17 protein-coding genes are annotated in these 14898 nt (G+C 59.3%); 5 read left to right on the top strand and 12 right to left on the bottom strand.

The features are described from left to right. Positions 1 to 38 precede the first annotated feature (38 nt). Positions 39 to 656, bottom strand: a complete 618-nt coding sequence (thrH, locus tag MME58_RS10660) for a bifunctional phosphoserine phosphatase/homoserine phosphotransferase ThrH (RefSeq protein WP_054985938.1) — start codon at positions 654 to 656, stop codon at positions 39 to 41. Between the two features lie 139 nt (positions 657 to 795). On the opposite strand from thrH, the gene MME58_RS10655 reads away from it, so the two are divergent. Further along, complete coding sequence (locus MME58_RS10655; protein ID WP_054985939.1) at positions 796 to 1530, top strand: phosphoadenylyl-sulfate reductase; 735 nt, start codon at positions 796 to 798, stop codon at positions 1528 to 1530. A 71-nt stretch (positions 1531 to 1601) separates the two neighbouring features. Here the strand turns inward: MME58_RS10655 and cysB are convergent, their stop codons facing one another. The 4 genes from cysB to MME58_RS10635 all read right to left on the bottom strand — a co-directional run bounded on the left by cysB (position 1602) and on the right by MME58_RS10635 (position 5196). Then, positions 1602 to 2576, bottom strand: coding sequence for an HTH-type transcriptional regulator CysB (gene cysB / locus MME58_RS10650; protein ID WP_002553024.1), 975 nt, complete (start codon positions 2574 to 2576; stop codon positions 1602 to 1604). 159 nt (positions 2577 to 2735) lie between these two features. Next, entirely contained in the window at positions 2736 to 3224 is a 489-nt protein-coding gene (locus MME58_RS10645) for a universal stress protein (RefSeq protein ID WP_054985940.1), read from the bottom strand. Between the two features lie 76 nt (positions 3225 to 3300). Further along, a complete protein-coding gene (locus tag MME58_RS10640) occupies positions 3301 to 4221 on the bottom strand; it encodes a 5'-nucleotidase (protein ID WP_055006479.1) in 921 nt (306 codons plus the stop codon). A 3-nt stretch (positions 4222 to 4224) separates the two neighbouring features. Next, the gene (locus MME58_RS10635) at positions 4225 to 5196 is read right to left on the bottom strand and encodes a putative 2-dehydropantoate 2-reductase (RefSeq protein WP_054985942.1); all 972 of its coding nucleotides are present in this window, start codon (positions 5194 to 5196) and stop codon (positions 4225 to 4227) included. Positions 5197 to 5438: 242 nt separating this feature from the next. On the opposite strand from MME58_RS10635, the gene MME58_RS10630 reads away from it, so the two are divergent. After that, positions 5439 to 6515 (top strand): 3-deoxy-7-phosphoheptulonate synthase, encoded by a 1077-nt coding sequence (locus tag MME58_RS10630; protein WP_055006480.1) that lies wholly within the window; start codon positions 5439 to 5441, stop codon positions 6513 to 6515. 85 nt (positions 6516 to 6600) lie between these two features. On the opposite strand, the gene MME58_RS10625 is transcribed toward MME58_RS10630, so the two are convergent. Next, positions 6601 to 6888, bottom strand: coding sequence for a GNAT family N-acetyltransferase (locus MME58_RS10625; RefSeq protein WP_003315710.1), 288 nt, complete (start codon positions 6886 to 6888; stop codon positions 6601 to 6603). Positions 6889 to 7360: 472 nt separating this feature from the next. Here MME58_RS10625 and oprI point away from each other — a divergent pair, with 472 nt between their 5' ends. Beyond that, entirely contained in the window at positions 7361 to 7612 is a 252-nt protein-coding gene (gene oprI / locus MME58_RS10620) for an outer membrane lipoprotei OprI (RefSeq protein WP_002553018.1), read from the top strand. A gap of 727 nt (positions 7613 to 8339) precedes the next feature. Here oprI and MME58_RS10615 read toward each other — a convergent pair. From MME58_RS10615 to MME58_RS10605, 3 genes are all read right to left on the bottom strand, one after another. Beyond that, positions 8340 to 9305, bottom strand: a complete 966-nt coding sequence (locus MME58_RS10615) for a L,D-transpeptidase family protein (RefSeq protein WP_055005931.1) — start codon at positions 9303 to 9305, stop codon at positions 8340 to 8342. 110 nt (positions 9306 to 9415) lie between these two features. Further along, a complete protein-coding gene (locus MME58_RS10610; RefSeq protein WP_054986766.1) occupies positions 9416 to 9697 on the bottom strand; it encodes a hypothetical protein in 282 nt (93 codons plus the stop codon). Positions 9698 to 9753: 56 nt separating this feature from the next. Further along, positions 9754 to 10359, bottom strand: coding sequence for an arylesterase (locus MME58_RS10605; protein ID WP_055005932.1), 606 nt, complete (start codon positions 10357 to 10359; stop codon positions 9754 to 9756). Positions 10360 to 10369: 10 nt separating this feature from the next. On the opposite strand from MME58_RS10605, the gene MME58_RS10600 reads away from it, so the two are divergent. Both MME58_RS10600 and MME58_RS10595 read left to right on the top strand, forming a co-directional pair. Further along, positions 10370 to 11053 carry an ABC transporter ATP-binding protein gene (locus tag MME58_RS10600; protein WP_054986768.1) on the top strand — a complete coding sequence of 228 codons (684 nt, stop codon included), beginning with the start codon at positions 10370 to 10372 and terminating at the stop codon, positions 11051 to 11053. Next, on the top strand, positions 11053 to 13569 hold the full coding sequence (locus tag MME58_RS10595; RefSeq protein WP_055005933.1) for an ABC transporter permease: 2517 nt from the start codon (positions 11053 to 11055) through the stop codon (positions 13567 to 13569). The genes MME58_RS10600 and MME58_RS10595 overlap by 1 nt, the downstream gene beginning before the upstream one ends. Before the next feature lie 56 nt (positions 13570 to 13625). Here the strand turns inward: MME58_RS10595 and greB are convergent, their stop codons facing one another. The 3 genes from greB to MME58_RS10580 all read right to left on the bottom strand — a co-directional run bounded on the left by greB (position 13626) and on the right by MME58_RS10580 (position 14889). Further along, positions 13626 to 14099, bottom strand: a complete 474-nt coding sequence (gene greB / locus MME58_RS10590) for a transcription elongation factor GreB (protein WP_054986770.1) — start codon at positions 14097 to 14099, stop codon at positions 13626 to 13628. A 47-nt stretch (positions 14100 to 14146) separates the two neighbouring features. Then, positions 14147 to 14476, bottom strand: a complete 330-nt coding sequence (locus MME58_RS10585) for a hypothetical protein (RefSeq protein ID WP_054986771.1) — start codon at positions 14474 to 14476, stop codon at positions 14147 to 14149. A 104-nt stretch (positions 14477 to 14580) separates the two neighbouring features. Continuing rightward, entirely contained in the window at positions 14581 to 14889 is a 309-nt protein-coding gene (locus MME58_RS10580; RefSeq protein WP_055005934.1) for a hypothetical protein, read from the bottom strand. Between the last annotated feature and the right edge of the window lie 9 nt (positions 14890 to 14898).

The raw sequence follows: 14898 nt of genomic DNA, 5'->3' as shown, positions 1-14898 counted from the left end.
GCGATATGCATGTCCAGCTCGCCTGCTCTGCGCTTGGCCTACATCACCAAATCCCGATTCGAGGCCTTGATGAACTCTTCTTTCAGGCCATCGAAGGTGTGCACCGCCGGGAACTGCGGGAATTCGCGAATCACGTTATCAGGCGCGTGGAACAGGATACCGGCGTCGGCCTCGCCCAGCATCGTGGTGTCGTTGTAGGAGTCGCCTGCAGCAATGATCCGATAGTAGAGGCTTTTGAACGCCAGTACCGACTGACGTTTGGGGTCTTTCTGGCGCAACTGGTAACCGACCACCCGGTCGGTTTCATCAGTGATCAGGCGATGGCACAGCAGGGTCGGGAACCCCAACTGACGCATCAGCGGCTGAGAAAACTCGTAGAACGTATCGGACAGGATAACCACCTGAAAACGCTCGCGCAGCCAGTTGACGAATTCCTCGGCACCTTCCAGCGGCTTGAGGGTGGCGATCACTTCCTGGATGTCCGACAGCTTCAGACCGTGCTCATCCAGAATACCCAGGCGCTGCTTCATCAAGACATCGTAGTCGGGAACATCCCGAGTCGTGGCGCGCAGTGCATGGATACCGGTTTTTTCGGCAAAAGCGATCCAGATTTCCGGGACCAGCACTCCTTCCAGGTCCAGACAGGCAATTTCCACAGCACGCTCCTCAAGGCCTTCACTGTCAACTGAAGCGGCACTCTAGCCTTTGGCAACGGCCACTGAACAGCGAATTTTGTTACCATTGCCGCTATCACGAGCGCCTAAGCGCCACCCTTGCATTCCAGGAAGCCGCCTGATGAGCCAACCTTTCGACGTCGCTGAACTGGCGATGACCTATGCGAACAAGTCTGCACAAGACATTCTGAAGCTCGCCTTTGAACACTTCGGCGACGACCTGTGGATCTCCTTCAGCGGTGCCGAAGACGTCGTTCTGGTCGACATGGCCTGGAAGCTGAACAAGAACGTCAAGGTGTTCAGCCTGGACACCGGTCGCCTGCACCCCGAGACCTATCGCTTTATTGAACAGGTTCGTGATCACTACAGTATCGAGATCGAAATCATCTCGCCGGACCAGCGTGCACTGGAACCTTTCGTCAAGGAAAAGGGCCTGTTCAGCTTTTACCGTGACGGCCATGGTGAATGCTGCGGCATCCGCAAGATCGAACCGCTGCGGCGCAAACTGTCTGGCGTCAGCGCCTGGGCCACCGGCCAGCGCCGCGATCAGAGCCCCGGCACCCGCAGCGCCGTTGCCGCACTGGAAATCGACAGCGCGTTTTCGAGCGCCGAACGCACGCTGTACAAATTCAATCCGCTGGCGCAGATGAGCAGCGAGGAAATCTGGGGTTATATCCGCATGCTGGAGTTACCTTACAACAGCCTGCACGAGCGCGGTTTCATCAGCATTGGCTGTGAACCCTGCACCCGTCCGGTATTGCCGAACCAGCATGAGCGCGAAGGTCGCTGGTGGTGGGAAGAAGCCACGCAGAAGGAATGCGGGCTGCATGCGGGCAATCTGATCGTTCGCAATTGACGTAGCAAGCTACAAGCTAGAGCCTTGCGTGCTTTTACTTGTAGCTTGCCGCCAAGCGCTTGCCGCTGCTACTAATGCACCGGCAACTCAACGTTGGCAAACAGTTCCTCCATTTCCTGTTTGTTGTGGCACTGAATCGCCTTGGCCATGACTTCGCGGGTCAAGTGCGGGGCGAATTTCTCGATGAAGTCGCACATGAAGCCGCGCAGGAAAGTGCCGCGACGGAACGCGATTTTGGTCACACTGGACTCGAACAGGTCGCTGGCGTCGAGCACCACCAGGTCGCTGTCGACTTCTTCGTCAACCGCCATTCTCGCGACGATACCGACACCCAGGTTCAGCCTGACGTAGGTCTTGATCACGTCGGCATCTGCAGCCGTGAACACGACTTTGGGCACCAGCCCCCGGTGGCTGAACGCCTCATCCAGCTTGGAACGGCCGGTAAAACCGAACACGTAAGTCACGATCGGGTATTCAGCCAGCAGCTCCAGGGTGAGCTTGGGTACCTTGGTCAGCGGATGGCCCTGCGGCACAACGACGCAACGGTTCCAGCGGTAGCACGGCATCATCACCAGATCACTGAACTGCTCGAGTGCTTCAGTGGCAATCGCGAAATCGACAGTCCCGTCAGCCGCCATTTCGGCGATCTGCATTGGCGAACCCTGATGCATGTGCAGCGCAACGTCAGGGTACTGCTTGATGAAATTACTGATGACCGACGGCAACGCATAGCGCGCCTGGGTGTGGGTGGTTGCGATCGACAGAGTACCCTTCTTCTCGTTGGAGAACTCCTGGGCAATCTGCTTGATGCTTTCGACCTTGCGCAGAATCTCGCCAGCGGTCGTGATGATGCGCTCGCCTGCAGGTGTCACACGTGTCAGGTGCTTGCCACTGCGGGCGAAAACCTCGACACCCAGCTCGTCTTCAAGCAGACGAATCTGCTTGCTGATGCCGGGCTGGGAGGTATAAAGGCTCTGGGCCGTCGCAGAAACGTTGAGGTCGTGGTGCGCCACTTCCCAAATGTAGCGCAGTTGTTGGAGCTTCATATGTATCCCTCAAAGCAGATAAACCCTATGGGTATCAGCGACGGTATATAACTGGATTAATGGTGAGGCGAATAATTCTAGAACTTTTTATCACCTTTGTAAGGTGATCGCACGCTCGATTTCACTAAAACCACCAATTGGACCTTCCTCTCCTTACCCTCACCCCTTTTTCAACATCATCGGAACCATGTAGACCGGCACATCGGAAAATTGCAGAACCCTTTCGGCGGTTCGACCTATCGAGGTGCCATCTTCTATCCGGCGGCTGTGGCTGCCCACCACCAGCAAATCCACCTCCAGCTTGTGCGCCTGTTCAAGGATCACAGTGGCAGGCTCTCCCTGGACGACACGCACCGTGCGGATCAGGGAGAGGTCCGCGTGGCCTTCCCCCAACTCTTCACGAAACCCGTCGAGCATTCGCTGCTCTATTCCCGCCATGAACGCACTTACACCCTTGCCGCGGAGTTCTTTTAACGCATCCTCGCCCAGATGGCTCTGCAGCACCGACTCGGCAAACAGACCCATTGGCTCTACCACATGAATAACGTAAAGCCCGGCGTTGAACGTTCGAGCCAGCGCCAGCGCGTGCTGCGTTACATAAGGCGCGTACAGACCGAGGTCTGTGGCGTACAGCATCGAACGAACCATACAACCTCCCGAACAACCGGAATGGCGGAGATTGAATCAGCGTAGCAGCGCATCATCGGCTGCGACGAAGGACTTCTCAGCCCCCGTCGGCCAGCGGCGTTATTTCATTGCTTATGCCATGCGGAACATGCCCGGTTGCCACCACGTCACGGGCCTTTTCGCAGTGCCCGGGCTGATCGTCGAAAAACACATCGGCGGCAAACGCCTCAAGGAAGGCCGATTTCTGCAGGCCGCCGAGAAACAGCGACTCGTCGAGGCGAATGTCCCATTCGCGCAAGGTACGAATCACCCGCTCATGGGCAGGTGCCGAGCGAGCTGTGACCAGCGCGGTACGAATCGGGCAACTTGCGTCGGGAAACTCGCGCTGCAATTGATTGAGCGCGGCGAGAAAAGGTTTGACGGGGCCGCCGCGCAGTGGCTCACGGGCCGATTCACGTTCACTGGCCTGAAAGGCAGCCAGGCCGCCGCTCTGATAAACCCGCTCGGACTCGTCGGAAAACAACACGGCGTCGCCGTCGAACGCAATGCGCAACTCGGCACTCGCTGCACGTCGTGCACCGCCTGAAAGAATTGTCGCCGCAGCAAACCCCGCATCCAGCGCGCTGCGCACATCCTCGGCATGGGTCGACAGAAACAGGTGGCAGCCAAACGCCGCAAGGTAAGGATACGGACTGCGCCCGCCGGCAAATGCGGCACGGCTGATGTCGAGCCCATAGTGCTGAATGGAATTGAACACCCGCAGGCCGGTATCCGCGCTGTTGCGCGACACCAGCACCACTTCGACATGCGCCTTGTCCAGGCTGGCATTTAGGCTCAGCAGCTTTTCCACCAGCGCAAAGGCATCGCCCTGCTCGAGAATCTCGTCCTCATGTTCAATCTGGTACTTGCGGTAGGCCTCGACGCCATCGGCCATATACACCTCATGGCTGTCACGCAGATCGAACAGTGCTCGCGATGAAATCGCCAGCACCAGTTTATGGCCATCAGCCTCTGTCATGAATCACTCCTCGCTTGCCGGACGGTTGCCGCGATCGATGAACGCCAGCGCCTGATAAAGCGCCCGGACGCGAGGCATGTCAAACCCCGCGGCAAGCGCGGCGGTGAGGGGGCGAGCATAAATGGCGTCCAGCTCCAACGGTCGTTTCTCGACCAGGTCGTGGTACATGCTGGGCCTGTAATCCGGCATGCCTTGGGTCACTGCGAGCAAATGCTCTGCGAAACCGGGTGGCAAGGCGTGGCCACAGGCCTCGGCACCCTGTACTACTTCGTCCATCAGCGCCCGCAGCAATGCCTGACTGTCAGGATCCGCCATCAATTGGCTCGTCCCCGCCTGCAACAGTGCCGAAAGACCATTGTAAGGTACGTTCCAGACCAGCTTCTGCCAGCGGGCCTGCGGCAGGCTGGCCATGACCGGAGCGTCGATGCCGGCAGTCTTGAACAGGGCAGCACAGGCCTCGACAATCGCCATGCGACTTGCCTCGTCGACTGCCGGGCCACTGTGATAGCCAACGCTGACCGCGCCGAAAGCCTGGTGGGCAATGACGCCGGGCGCCACCCGGTTGACGCAGACAAAACACAGCCCTCCCACTATATGCACGCTGTCAGGCAAGACCTTGCGCAGTTGGTCTTCGACGGCCAGGCCGTTCTGCAACAGCAACACTGTGGCGTTCGGCGCGGCGACCTGGCTGATGATCGGACCCAGCGCGGCATTGCCGGTGCTCTTGGTGCCGACCAGCAACCAGTCGCAAGGCGGCATGTCAGCCGCCGAGCAATAGGCTTGAACCGGCTTGAGATGCAGCTCGCCATGCACGGCGCTATTGACCAGCAGACCCTGACGCGCGACCGTTTCAAACTCGCTGCGCAGCAGGAAGTGCACGTCGTATCCGGCACGCGCCAGCATCAATCCGTAAAAACCACCAATGGCACCGGTACCTATGATGCCGACACGTGGGCGGCGGGACTCAACACTCATGAGCTCTCCCTTTGGCTGTCTCGGTAATGGGTCTTACACTATCCGTTGCAGCGGTTTGTCTTGCAATACGGCAGCGCAACTCGGCGGACAGCCGTGCGGAACCTGCCCGATACCTCGTTTACTTATTGTCGAACAGCGCGATAACGCGCTAAGGTTCGGCTCCCCGCTGCGCTCAAACCTGCTGGGCACCGCCGCACGGGGTACCGTTGGCGGCCAGTACCCGCGACCTGATGAGTAACACGATGGCTGATTTACCGATTGACGACCTCAACGTTGCCTCCAACGAGACTCTGATCACCCCGGATCAGCTCAAGCGCGACATCCCGCTGACCGACGCAGCCCTGCACACTGTCAGTCAGGGCCGCGAAGTGATTCGCAACATCCTCGATGGCAATGACCACCGCCTGTTTATCGTGATCGGCCCCTGCTCGATCCATGATTTGAAGGCAGCCAAGGAGTACGCCGAGCGCCTCAAGGCATTGGCGGCGGAAGTCTCCGACACGCTGTATCTGGTGATGCGCGTCTATTTCGAGAAGCCTCGCACCACAGTGGGCTGGAAAGGCCTGATCAACGATCCGTACCTGGATGACTCGTTCAAGATCCAGGATGGCCTGCACATCGGTCGCCAGCTGCTGCTGGATCTGGCTGAGATGGGTCTGCCGACTGCCACCGAAGCGCTGGACCCGATCTCCCCGCAGTATTTGCAGGACCTGATCAGTTGGTCGGCCATCGGCGCACGCACAACCGAATCCCAGACTCACCGGGAGATGGCCTCCGGCCTGTCTTCGGCAGTCGGCTTCAAGAACGGTACTGACGGCGGCCTGACCGTTGCCATCAACGCCTTGCAATCGGTCTCGAGCCCGCATCGTTTCCTGGGTATCAACCAGGAAGGCGGCGTGTCGATCGTGACCACCAAGGGCAACGCCTATGGTCATGTCGTGCTGCGCGGCGGCAATGGCAAGCCCAACTATGACTCGGTCAGCGTTGCGCTCTGCGAACAGGCCCTGAACAAGTCCGGCATCCGCCCGAACATCATGGTCGACTGCAGCCACGCCAACTCCAACAAGGACCCGGCCCTGCAACCGCTGGTGATGGAAAACGTTGCCAACCAGATCCTGGAAGGCAATGAGTCCATTATCGGCCTTATGGTTGAGAGTCACTTGAACTGGGGCTGCCAGGCTATTCCGAAAGACCTGTCGGAATTGCAATACGGCGTATCCATTACCGATGCCTGCATCGATTGGGCAAGCACTGAAAAAACCCTGCGCAGCATGCACGCGAAACTCAAGGGTGTACTGCCCGCTCGCAAGCGCAAGTAACTGCCTGACTGATTAACCTGCAACAACGAAAACGCCGAGCATATGCTCGGCGTTTTTCATGCTGACTGTCAGTAAGCTCGATGCATCAGAGCTTGGCCGCCTGCGACTGCAAGTCATGCAGTTCCATATAACGCTCGACATAAGAACAGGACGGTATGACGGAATAACCCATGCTATCGGCATAGTCCAGAGCCTCTTTGGTCAGGGCAGCGGCAATCCCGCGACCTCGCAAGGCGTCTGGGACGAATGTCCGGTAGAAATCCAGCGTCTGCTTGCCGAGATCCATGTACGTCAGATAGGCACGATGGCCGTCGATAATGATTTCGAAATGGTGGCCGACTTCGTCATGGTGGATGGACAACGCCTCGCTCATCGCTACTCCTCGCGGGTCTTGGAATTTGACCCCTACCTTACCGGTCTTTTTCAGGCGAAGGAACATCTACGCCACCCAGTGCCTGTTTTCGACACCGGTAAGAGCATTGCCGATCTCGATGCACATCACAGTGAGATAGTAGGCACCATTGCTGACTATGCTCAAGCGCAGTCAGAGTAAAAACACCCGGAAATGTTCACGCACCGACCGACAGTCAAACCTGTCAGGTTTTTGCAGGTGTGCGAGCGAGTTCTTCGGAACGCTCGATGCGGACAGCGGCCCAGTGAAAGTGGATAGTTTTTGTACAGAACGCTTGAGAAGTAACGCGGAACGCTTTCAAAGCGGGGAATTTTAGCAGCTTCTTGCGCTGGGTCCGTTTACTTACTACAAACAATGGGTACTATGTACGCCGGTCGTTTTCTCATTTTCGAGAGATGACTAATTTGAACAAAATTCCTTGAAGGTGAACACGATGAACAACGTTCTGAAATTCTCTGCTCTGGCTCTGGCCGCAGTTCTGGCTACCGGTTGCAGCAGCGTATCCAAAGAAACCGAAGCTCGTCTGACAGCTACCGAAGACGCAGCAGCTCGTTCGCAAGCACGTGCCGACGAAGCCTACCGCAAGGCTGACGAAGCTCTGGCTGCTGCTCAAAAAGCTCAGCAAACTGCTGACGAAGCCAACGAGCGCGCTCTGCGCATGTTGGACAAAGCCAGCCGCAAGTAATAATCCCTCCGGATTATTGAAAGCCGATCCGGTAACGGGTCGGCTTTTTTTTGCCTGTTGTCTGGCGAGGTGATTGCGTGCAAAAGTCTGAATGACTGTTCTGCTGCGTCGCGCGACGGTTCTGTGATGTCAGGTGGATTGGGGTTCGGCTCAGATTCTCGTTCCCACGCTCCGCGTGGTAATGCAGTTCGTGACGCTCTGCGTCACACGGCGGTTTTGTGGTGTCAGGAGGATTTGCGTTCGACTCAGATTCTCGTTCCCACGCTCCGCGTGGTAATGCAGTTCGTGACGCTCTGCGTCACACGGCGGTTCTGTGGTGTCAGGAGATTGGGGTTCGACTCAGGTCAGCTTTTCGCCCCTCGGCGAGTGACTTTGATGGGGCCAAAGTAACCAAATCCCCTGGCTCCGTTTCCGGCCCGACTTCGTCGGGTTCCTTCGCCCTGATCCGCGGGTCGCCGCAACGGGCCATCCATGGCCCGGTGCGGCTAGCCTGGCGTCCTGCCAGGCTACCCCCGGATCAGCGCCAGGACTCAGCCGTCACTTACGTCGCACTCTGCGTTGTCAGTACCTTCGCGGTTGAGAAGCGTTTTAGAGCAGTTTGGCTGAAGGTACGGATGACTATCGTGCCGACGCTCCGCGTCGGCATGCAGTTCGTGACGCTCTGCGTCACACGGCGGTTATGACGCAGAGCATTGGCCTGAAAGCACGCTGGACATCTGGCGACGCTTTACTGAAAAATCACCGGTTCTTCGGTACTCGCCGACGTGCTGCCCGGCACGGCAATTTCTACCGGCATGCCGTCTTCGGCTGCCACCACATCACGCACCACATCCCAGTTCATGCGCAGGTTGTTGGCCAGGTCGTCACGTTTGAGCAGCGCATTGATCACCGCAGTGTGCTTGTCGACCACCGACGGGTTACCCAGATCATCGACCGGGGTATGCGCTTCAAGGTAAACCTTGCCGCCGCTGATACCGAATTTGTAAGGCTCGCTGATGATGCGCACGGTCGTACCGACCGGAGCCATGTCGGCCAGTTCCAGCACATTGTTGTTGTACATGCGGAAACAGCCATGGCTGGTGCGCATGCCGATACCGAATTTTTTGTTCGAGCCGTGGATCAGGTAGCCGGAAAGCCCCAGACCGAATTTGAACGGACCCAGCGGGTTATCGGGACCGGCTGGCACCACATCGGGCAACGGGTCGCCGTCGGCAGCATGCTCGGCCTTGATCGAGGCCGGTGGCGTCCAGGTCGGGTTAGGCGTCTTGGCCGTCACCTTGGTCATACCGATGGGCGAACCCCAGCCTTCACGGCCGACACCCAACGGATAGGTGTGCACGACATTCTGCCCTTTGGGGTAGTAATACATCCGGTACTCGGCGAGGTTGATGACAATCCCTTCGCGCGGCCCCGGCGGCAGGATGAAGCGGGTCGGCAGTACGATGTCCTTGCCTGCCCCCGGCAGCCACGGATCGACACCGGGGTTGGCCGCGATCATTTCCAGGTAGCCCAGGTCATATCGGGTGCCCAGATCGGCGAAGGTGTCTTCGTATCGGGCCTTGATGACCTGTACCTGGCCCACGATGTCTTCGCCGGGCGGCGGCAACGGAAACTCCAGTGCATGGACAGAGCTCGCCGCGCACAGAGCAGCAAGCGACAGACAGCGGGTAACGGCTGGAATGCGCGACAACATCCGGGAAGATCCTTCGGGTAACGACATTGGTATGAAGACAAGAACTGAAGTGTACACGGCACTTGCAGGATCGGGGATATCTGCGGCTGGCCTGCAGGCAGGCGTGACAGCTAAAGTTCAGGCCAGATCGGATTCATTCCCCTGCGCTGCGCATCGAGAATTGCCTTGCACAGCGGGCAAAGACGCTCATCGCGCATGGCTTGCAGTTCGACTGCGCGCATTTGCGGCTGAGCAGGCAGCAGCGTGCCACACAATGTCCGGTCAATCGAGCCGCCCAGTTCCAGTTGACGGGCAATCAGATGAACGCGCACTTCCTGACAGGCGAACAGATCCAGCTGCTCATCGGGCTCAAGCATTTGATAGGCATACAGGGACCAGGCGGGACGCGGCATGGGGGGCTCCAGATCGGGGGCGCCACATTAGCCGAAAGCCCCCGCCCGGGAAAGCCTCAAAGCAGCGGTTTCAGGCTCGGCCAGACATTTTCCAGCAATTTCCCCTGAGCGGCCGCAGCAGGGTGAAGACCATCGGCCTGCATCAACTCAGGCACCCCGCCCACACCTTCCAGAAAAAATGGCACGAAGGGGACCTTCTTCTCTTTGGCAAGGTTGCTGTAGACCTCTTCGAAGGCCTTGGTGTAGCGCGGCCCATAGTTGGGTGGGATACGCATACCCAGCAACAGCACTTTGGCACCTGCAGCCTGCGAGCGATCTATCATCGATGAAAGGTTTTGTTGCAATTGAGCAGGCTGCTGGCCACGCAGCCCGTCGTTGCCACCCAATTCGAGAATGACCAGCGCTGGCTTATGCTCTGCAAGCAGCGCAGGCAGACGCGCCTGGCCGCCTGCGCTGGTGTCGCCGCTGATCGACGCATTGACCACCTTGTCGTCGAATCCCTCCTTGCTCAGACGCTGCTCCAGCAGACTCACCCACCCCACACGGGTATCCAGTCCGAAAGCCGCACTGATACTATCCCCGACGATCAACACCGTGCCCGCCAACGCGCCCTGTGACAGCAGCAGTAACCCCAGGCCAGCACTTAAAAACAACGCACGCATCGGATTCTCCATGAGTGAAAGTATTCTCAGTGCCCAAAGCCTCAGCAAAGTAGTCCCCAGCACCGAAGGTGACCTGACCATCCTGCACGAACTCTCCCTGGAACTAAACAAGGGCGACACACTGGCCATCGTCGGAGCCTCAGGTTCTGGTAAATCCACCCTCCTTGGCTTGCTTGCCGGACTGGACCTGCCCAGCTCGGGTTCGGTCATCCTCTCAGGCCGCAACCTGAGTGAACTGGATGAAGACCAGCGCGCCAGAGTGCGCGCCGAGCACGTCGGTTTTGTGTTTCAGTCATTTCAGTTGCTCGACAGCCTGAATGCACTGGAAAACGTCATGCTGCCGATGGAGCTTGAAGGCCGCAAGGACGCCCGTGACAAGGCTCGTGACCTGCTGGAGCGCGTGGGCCTTGGCCAACGCCTCACTCACACACCGCGTCAATTGTCCGGAGGCGAACAGCAGCGGGTCGCCATTGCCCGCGCTTTCGCCGCTGACCCGGACGTGCTGTTCGCCGACGAGCCCACCGGCAACCTGGACAGCCACACTGGCGAGCGCATCAGCGACCTGTTGTTCGAACTGAACAAGGAGCGCAACACCACGCTGGTGCTGGTGACTCACGATGAGCGTCTGGCACATCGCTGCCGTCGCCTGATCCGCCTTGAAGGGGGCCGACTGGTCGCCCCGCTGGAGCCTTGATGGCACGCCTGCCTTTTGTCCGCCTGTTAAACCTCGCCACTCGCCAGTTGCTGCGCGACGCCCGCGCCGGAGAATTGCGGGTGTTGTTCTTTGCGCTTTTGGTAGCCGTGGCTGCCAGTACCGCCATCGGCTACTTCGGTGCGCGCCTCAACGGCGCGATGCTGCTACGGGCGACCGAGTTTCTGGGTGCCGACCTGATTCTGGAGGGCTCCAGCCCCGCGCGCGCAGAGCAGATCGAGGAAGGCAAACGCCTGCAACTCAAGCACGCACAGATCGTGATTTTTTCCAGCGTGATCGCCACCGACACCGGCATTCAGCTGTCGAGCATCAAGGCGGTGGATGACGTCTATCCCTTGCGCGGCGAACTGAAAAGCGCAGCGGACCTGTATCAGACCGAACAGACTGGTAGCGGTCCGAAGCCCGGTGAAGCCTGGGCTGAGGCACGGCTGTTCCCGGCCGTCGATCTGAAGGTCGGCGATAATATCGATGTCGGTTCGAAAACCCTGAAACTGGCTCGCGTGCTGACTTACGAGCCTGACCGTGCGGGCAATTTCTACAGCCTGACCCCAAGGGTGATGATCAACCTGCAGGATCTCGCCGCCACTGGCGTTGTACAGCCGGGCAGCCGGGTGACCTACCGAGAAATGTGGAGCGGCCCGCCAGAGGCGCTGGCGGCTTACCGTAAAGCCATCGAGCCGGGCCTGGAACCGCATCAGGAAATCAAGGACGCCCGCGATGGCAGCCAGCAGATCGGTGGCGCCCTGGGCAAGGCCGAACGTTACCTGAACATGGCGAGTCTGGTGGCCGTGCTGTTGGCAGGCGTTGCCGTTGCACTCTCGGCCTCGCGCTTTGCCGCACGGCGCTTCGATGCCAGCGCTCTGCTTCGCTGCCTGGGCCTGTCGCGCGGCGAGGCGATGAGCCTGTTCAGTCTGCAACTGGCGATCATCGGCCTGCTGGCCAGCCTGAGCGGAGCGCTGCTGGGCTGGCTGGCGCAGTTGGGCCTGTTCGCGCTGCTGCAAAACCTGCTGCCAGCCACCGTTCCGCCGGGAGGCCTGCTTCCTGCGCTGGCGGGCATGGGCACCGGGCTGGTAGCGCTGGCCGGCTTTGCCCTGCCACCACTCGCTGCCCTGGGTCGAGTGCCGCCATTGCGCGTGCTGCGCCGTGACATGCTGCCGATACCCGCCAGCTCCTGGTTCGTGTATGGCGCAGCGCTGCTCGCGCTGGGCCTGATCATGTGGCGCCTGAGCCTGGATCTGGTACTGACCTTTGCCCTGCTGGGGGGAGGCATCGTCGCGGCACTGGTGCTTGGCAGCCTGTTGCTGCTGGTGCTCAACAGCTTGCGTCGTTTGCTGGCCGGTGCATCGCTGCCCTGGCGACTCGGTCTGGGGCAACTGCTGCGCTATCCACTGGCCGCTGCCGGTCAATCACTGGCCTTCGGCCTCATCCTGCTGTCGATGGGCCTGATCGCGCTGTTGCGTGGTGAACTGCTCGACACCTGGCAAAACCAGTTGCCAAAGGATGCGCCCAACTATTTTGTGCTCAATGTGTTGCCAGCGGAGAAGGAAAACTTCGCCCAGACCCTGACCAGGCTGTCCACCCATTCGGCTCCGCTCTACCCGGTAGTGCCTGGGCGCCTGACCAGCATCAACGGTGAACCGGTAGGCAATTTCGTGACCAAAGATTCGCGTGGCGAAAATGCTACTCGCCGCGACCTGAGCCTGACCTGGGCCGCCGATCTGCCCGAGGGCAACACCCTGACTGCCGGCAGTTGGTGGAAGAACCTGACTGAGTCAGGACAGGGCGAGGCAACGCCCGGCGTATCGATCGAGACCAAGCTGGCCGAGAGCCTGAAAATCAAGCTGGGCGACCGTCTGGGCTTCATCGTCGGGGGCCTGACCCGCGAGGCGGTGGTCACCAGCCTGAGGGACGTAAACTGGGACACCTTCCAGCCCAACTTCTTCATGATCTTTCAGCCGGGTACGCTGGCCGACCTGCCGACCACTTACCTGACCAGCTTCTACCTGCCGCCAGGTCAGGACAAACAGATTGTCGAACTGTCGCGGGCCTACCCGTCAATCAGCATCCTGGGGGTAGAGGCTCTGCTCGCGCAGGTGCGCAGCATCCTTGATCAAGTCACGCTGGCCGTGCAGTTCGTGCTGCTGTTCGTGCTGGCGGCCGGCATTGCCGTGCTGTTCTCCGGATTGCAGGCGACCCTGGATGAACGCATCCGCCAGGGTGCACTCCTGCGTGCGCTTGGCGCAGAACGAGCGCTATTGATCAAGTCGCGGCGGATCGAGTTCGGTTTGCTGGGGGCTGCCAGTGGAATGCTGGCGGCGCTGGGCTGCGAACTGGTGAGCTTCGTGCTGTACCGCTACGCCTTTTCCCTGGAATGGCAACCGCACCCGTGGCTGCTGTTGCTACCGGTAATAGGCGCCCTGCTGGTCGGCGGCGCAGGCGTGTTCGGCACACGCCGGGCTCTGAACGTCAGCCCGCTCACCGTGCTGCGCGAGGGTTGAGAACACCGCGATGGGGCTGAGGTAACAGGCCGGACTTCGACGCAGAGCGTCCGGCCTTACCGCTCGTAAACAATCGAATTCACAAACCAGAGCTTCTCGCCTTCAGGCGTGTTGACCAGCACTTCGTCGCCCACTTCCTTCTTCAGCAACGCGCGAGCCATGGGCGAGTCGATGGAGATATAGTCGTTACGCCCATAGATTTCGTCATAGCCGACAATGCGGAATTTCTTGAGATCACCCGCTTCGTTCTCGATCTCGACCCATGCACCGAAGAACACCCGCCCTTCCTGCTCCGGCGAATACTGCACGACACGCATGTCTTCGAGGCGTTTGCGCAAGTAGCGCACGCGCCGGTCGATCTCGCGCAAAAGCTTCTTGTTGTACTGATAATCCGCGTTCTCGCTGCGATCACCCAGCGAGGCTGCCCAGGCAACCTTCTGAGTAATATCGGGCCGGTGCTCTCGCCACAGGTAATCAAGCTCCTTCTTCAGGGCTTCATGCCCGCCCACAGTGATGATCTTTGTACTCAAGACATTCCTCCGGCCCTGCAAAAATCAATTCGACAGGCAATTGAAGATCAGCGACGCGCTACCTCATGCTGGATGCAGCCTTCGTAATACACCTTGCTGACCGCATCAGGCCTTAAACGCGACTCGCTGTCGTAGGTCTGTTCCGTGATACGCAATGCCATCGGCCGCATCCATTGTTTGGCGAACTTGCGAGCCTGCAGCTTCTGCCGCGCCCCGTAACGGGTAACGCCTGATAGCTTGGACGCCTGCGCACCGCCAGCAATGGTCGAGCCCCAGCGACACAGATAACGTTCGTTTTCGGTCGCATTTCTGGCCTGGACGGAAAAAGCCAGCCCGGAAAGCGTCAGGCACGCCAGAGCACAATAGACCAAACGCATGCAGAAACCACCTAATCCTTTGATAAGGCGGCGATTTTGCCTGTCCGCTCACGGGCCGGGGGCCAGCAATATGCCTTCTATCGCAATTGAATACGCCAGTGGCGTCAACCCAGCGTAATCAGGCCCTGCCGGGCAATGCGCGTAAGGTCACGAATGACCTGTTCGACGTCATCCGCCCGCGGCGATTGCACCACGGCCAGGTCGAACTGGTCATTGGCAAAGTGGCTGAGCGACGGGTTGGTATCGACAAACTGAATCAGAAATGCACAGGAACCACCCCGCCGGCGAGGCCAGCCGTCGAGATAACGCAGCAGTGTCGGCTGATGGGAACCGCTCAGAAGGATCTTTGGATTCTTGCGTGACAAGACCGTGCTGATCGGCGAAAGACGAATGAGGGGGCGCAGGTTGTTCATGGTTATATC

It is taken from the genome of Pseudomonas syringae pv. tagetis, assembly GCF_022557255.1.
Taxonomy (GTDB): domain Bacteria; phylum Pseudomonadota; class Gammaproteobacteria; order Pseudomonadales; family Pseudomonadaceae; genus Aquipseudomonas; species Aquipseudomonas caricapapayae.
The sequence above is the reverse complement of the archived record's forward strand: the minus strand, read 5'-3'. Positions and strand labels throughout refer to the sequence as shown.

Excerpts from the sequence above, each read along its gene's own strand:
- MME58_RS10655 (WP_054985939.1), top strand. The coding sequence starts at position 796 with ATGAGCCAACCTTTCGACGTCGCTGAACTGGCGATGACCTATGCGAAC.
- cysB (WP_002553024.1), bottom strand. The coding sequence starts at position 2,576 with ATGAAGCTCCAACAACTGCGCTACATTTGGGAAGTGGCGCACCACGAC.
- MME58_RS10645 (WP_054985940.1), bottom strand. The coding sequence starts at position 3,224 with ATGGTTCGTTCGATGCTGTACGCCACAGACCTCGGTCTGTACGCGCCT.
- MME58_RS10640 (WP_055006479.1), bottom strand. The coding sequence starts at position 4,221 with ATGACAGAGGCTGATGGCCATAAACTGGTGCTGGCGATTTCATCGCGA.
- MME58_RS10635 (WP_054985942.1), bottom strand. The coding sequence starts at position 5,196 with ATGAGTGTTGAGTCCCGCCGCCCACGTGTCGGCATCATAGGTACCGGT.
- MME58_RS10630 (WP_055006480.1), top strand. The coding sequence starts at position 5,439 with ATGGCTGATTTACCGATTGACGACCTCAACGTTGCCTCCAACGAGACT.
- MME58_RS10625 (WP_003315710.1), bottom strand. The coding sequence starts at position 6,888 with ATGAGCGAGGCGTTGTCCATCCACCATGACGAAGTCGGCCACCATTTC.
- oprI (WP_002553018.1), top strand. The coding sequence starts at position 7,361 with ATGAACAACGTTCTGAAATTCTCTGCTCTGGCTCTGGCCGCAGTTCTG.
- MME58_RS10615 (WP_055005931.1), bottom strand. The coding sequence starts at position 9,305 with ATGTTGTCGCGCATTCCAGCCGTTACCCGCTGTCTGTCGCTTGCTGCT.
- MME58_RS10610 (WP_054986766.1), bottom strand. The coding sequence starts at position 9,697 with ATGCCGCGTCCCGCCTGGTCCCTGTATGCCTATCAAATGCTTGAGCCC.
- MME58_RS10605 (WP_055005932.1), bottom strand. The coding sequence starts at position 10,359 with ATGCGTGCGTTGTTTTTAAGTGCTGGCCTGGGGTTACTGCTGCTGTCA.
- MME58_RS10600 (WP_054986768.1), top strand. The coding sequence starts at position 10,370 with ATGAGTGAAAGTATTCTCAGTGCCCAAAGCCTCAGCAAAGTAGTCCCC.
- MME58_RS10595 (WP_055005933.1), top strand. The coding sequence starts at position 11,053 with ATGGCACGCCTGCCTTTTGTCCGCCTGTTAAACCTCGCCACTCGCCAG.
- MME58_RS10585 (WP_054986771.1), bottom strand. The coding sequence starts at position 14,476 with ATGCGTTTGGTCTATTGTGCTCTGGCGTGCCTGACGCTTTCCGGGCTG.
- MME58_RS10580 (WP_055005934.1), bottom strand. The coding sequence starts at position 14,889 with ATGAACAACCTGCGCCCCCTCATTCGTCTTTCGCCGATCAGCACGGTC.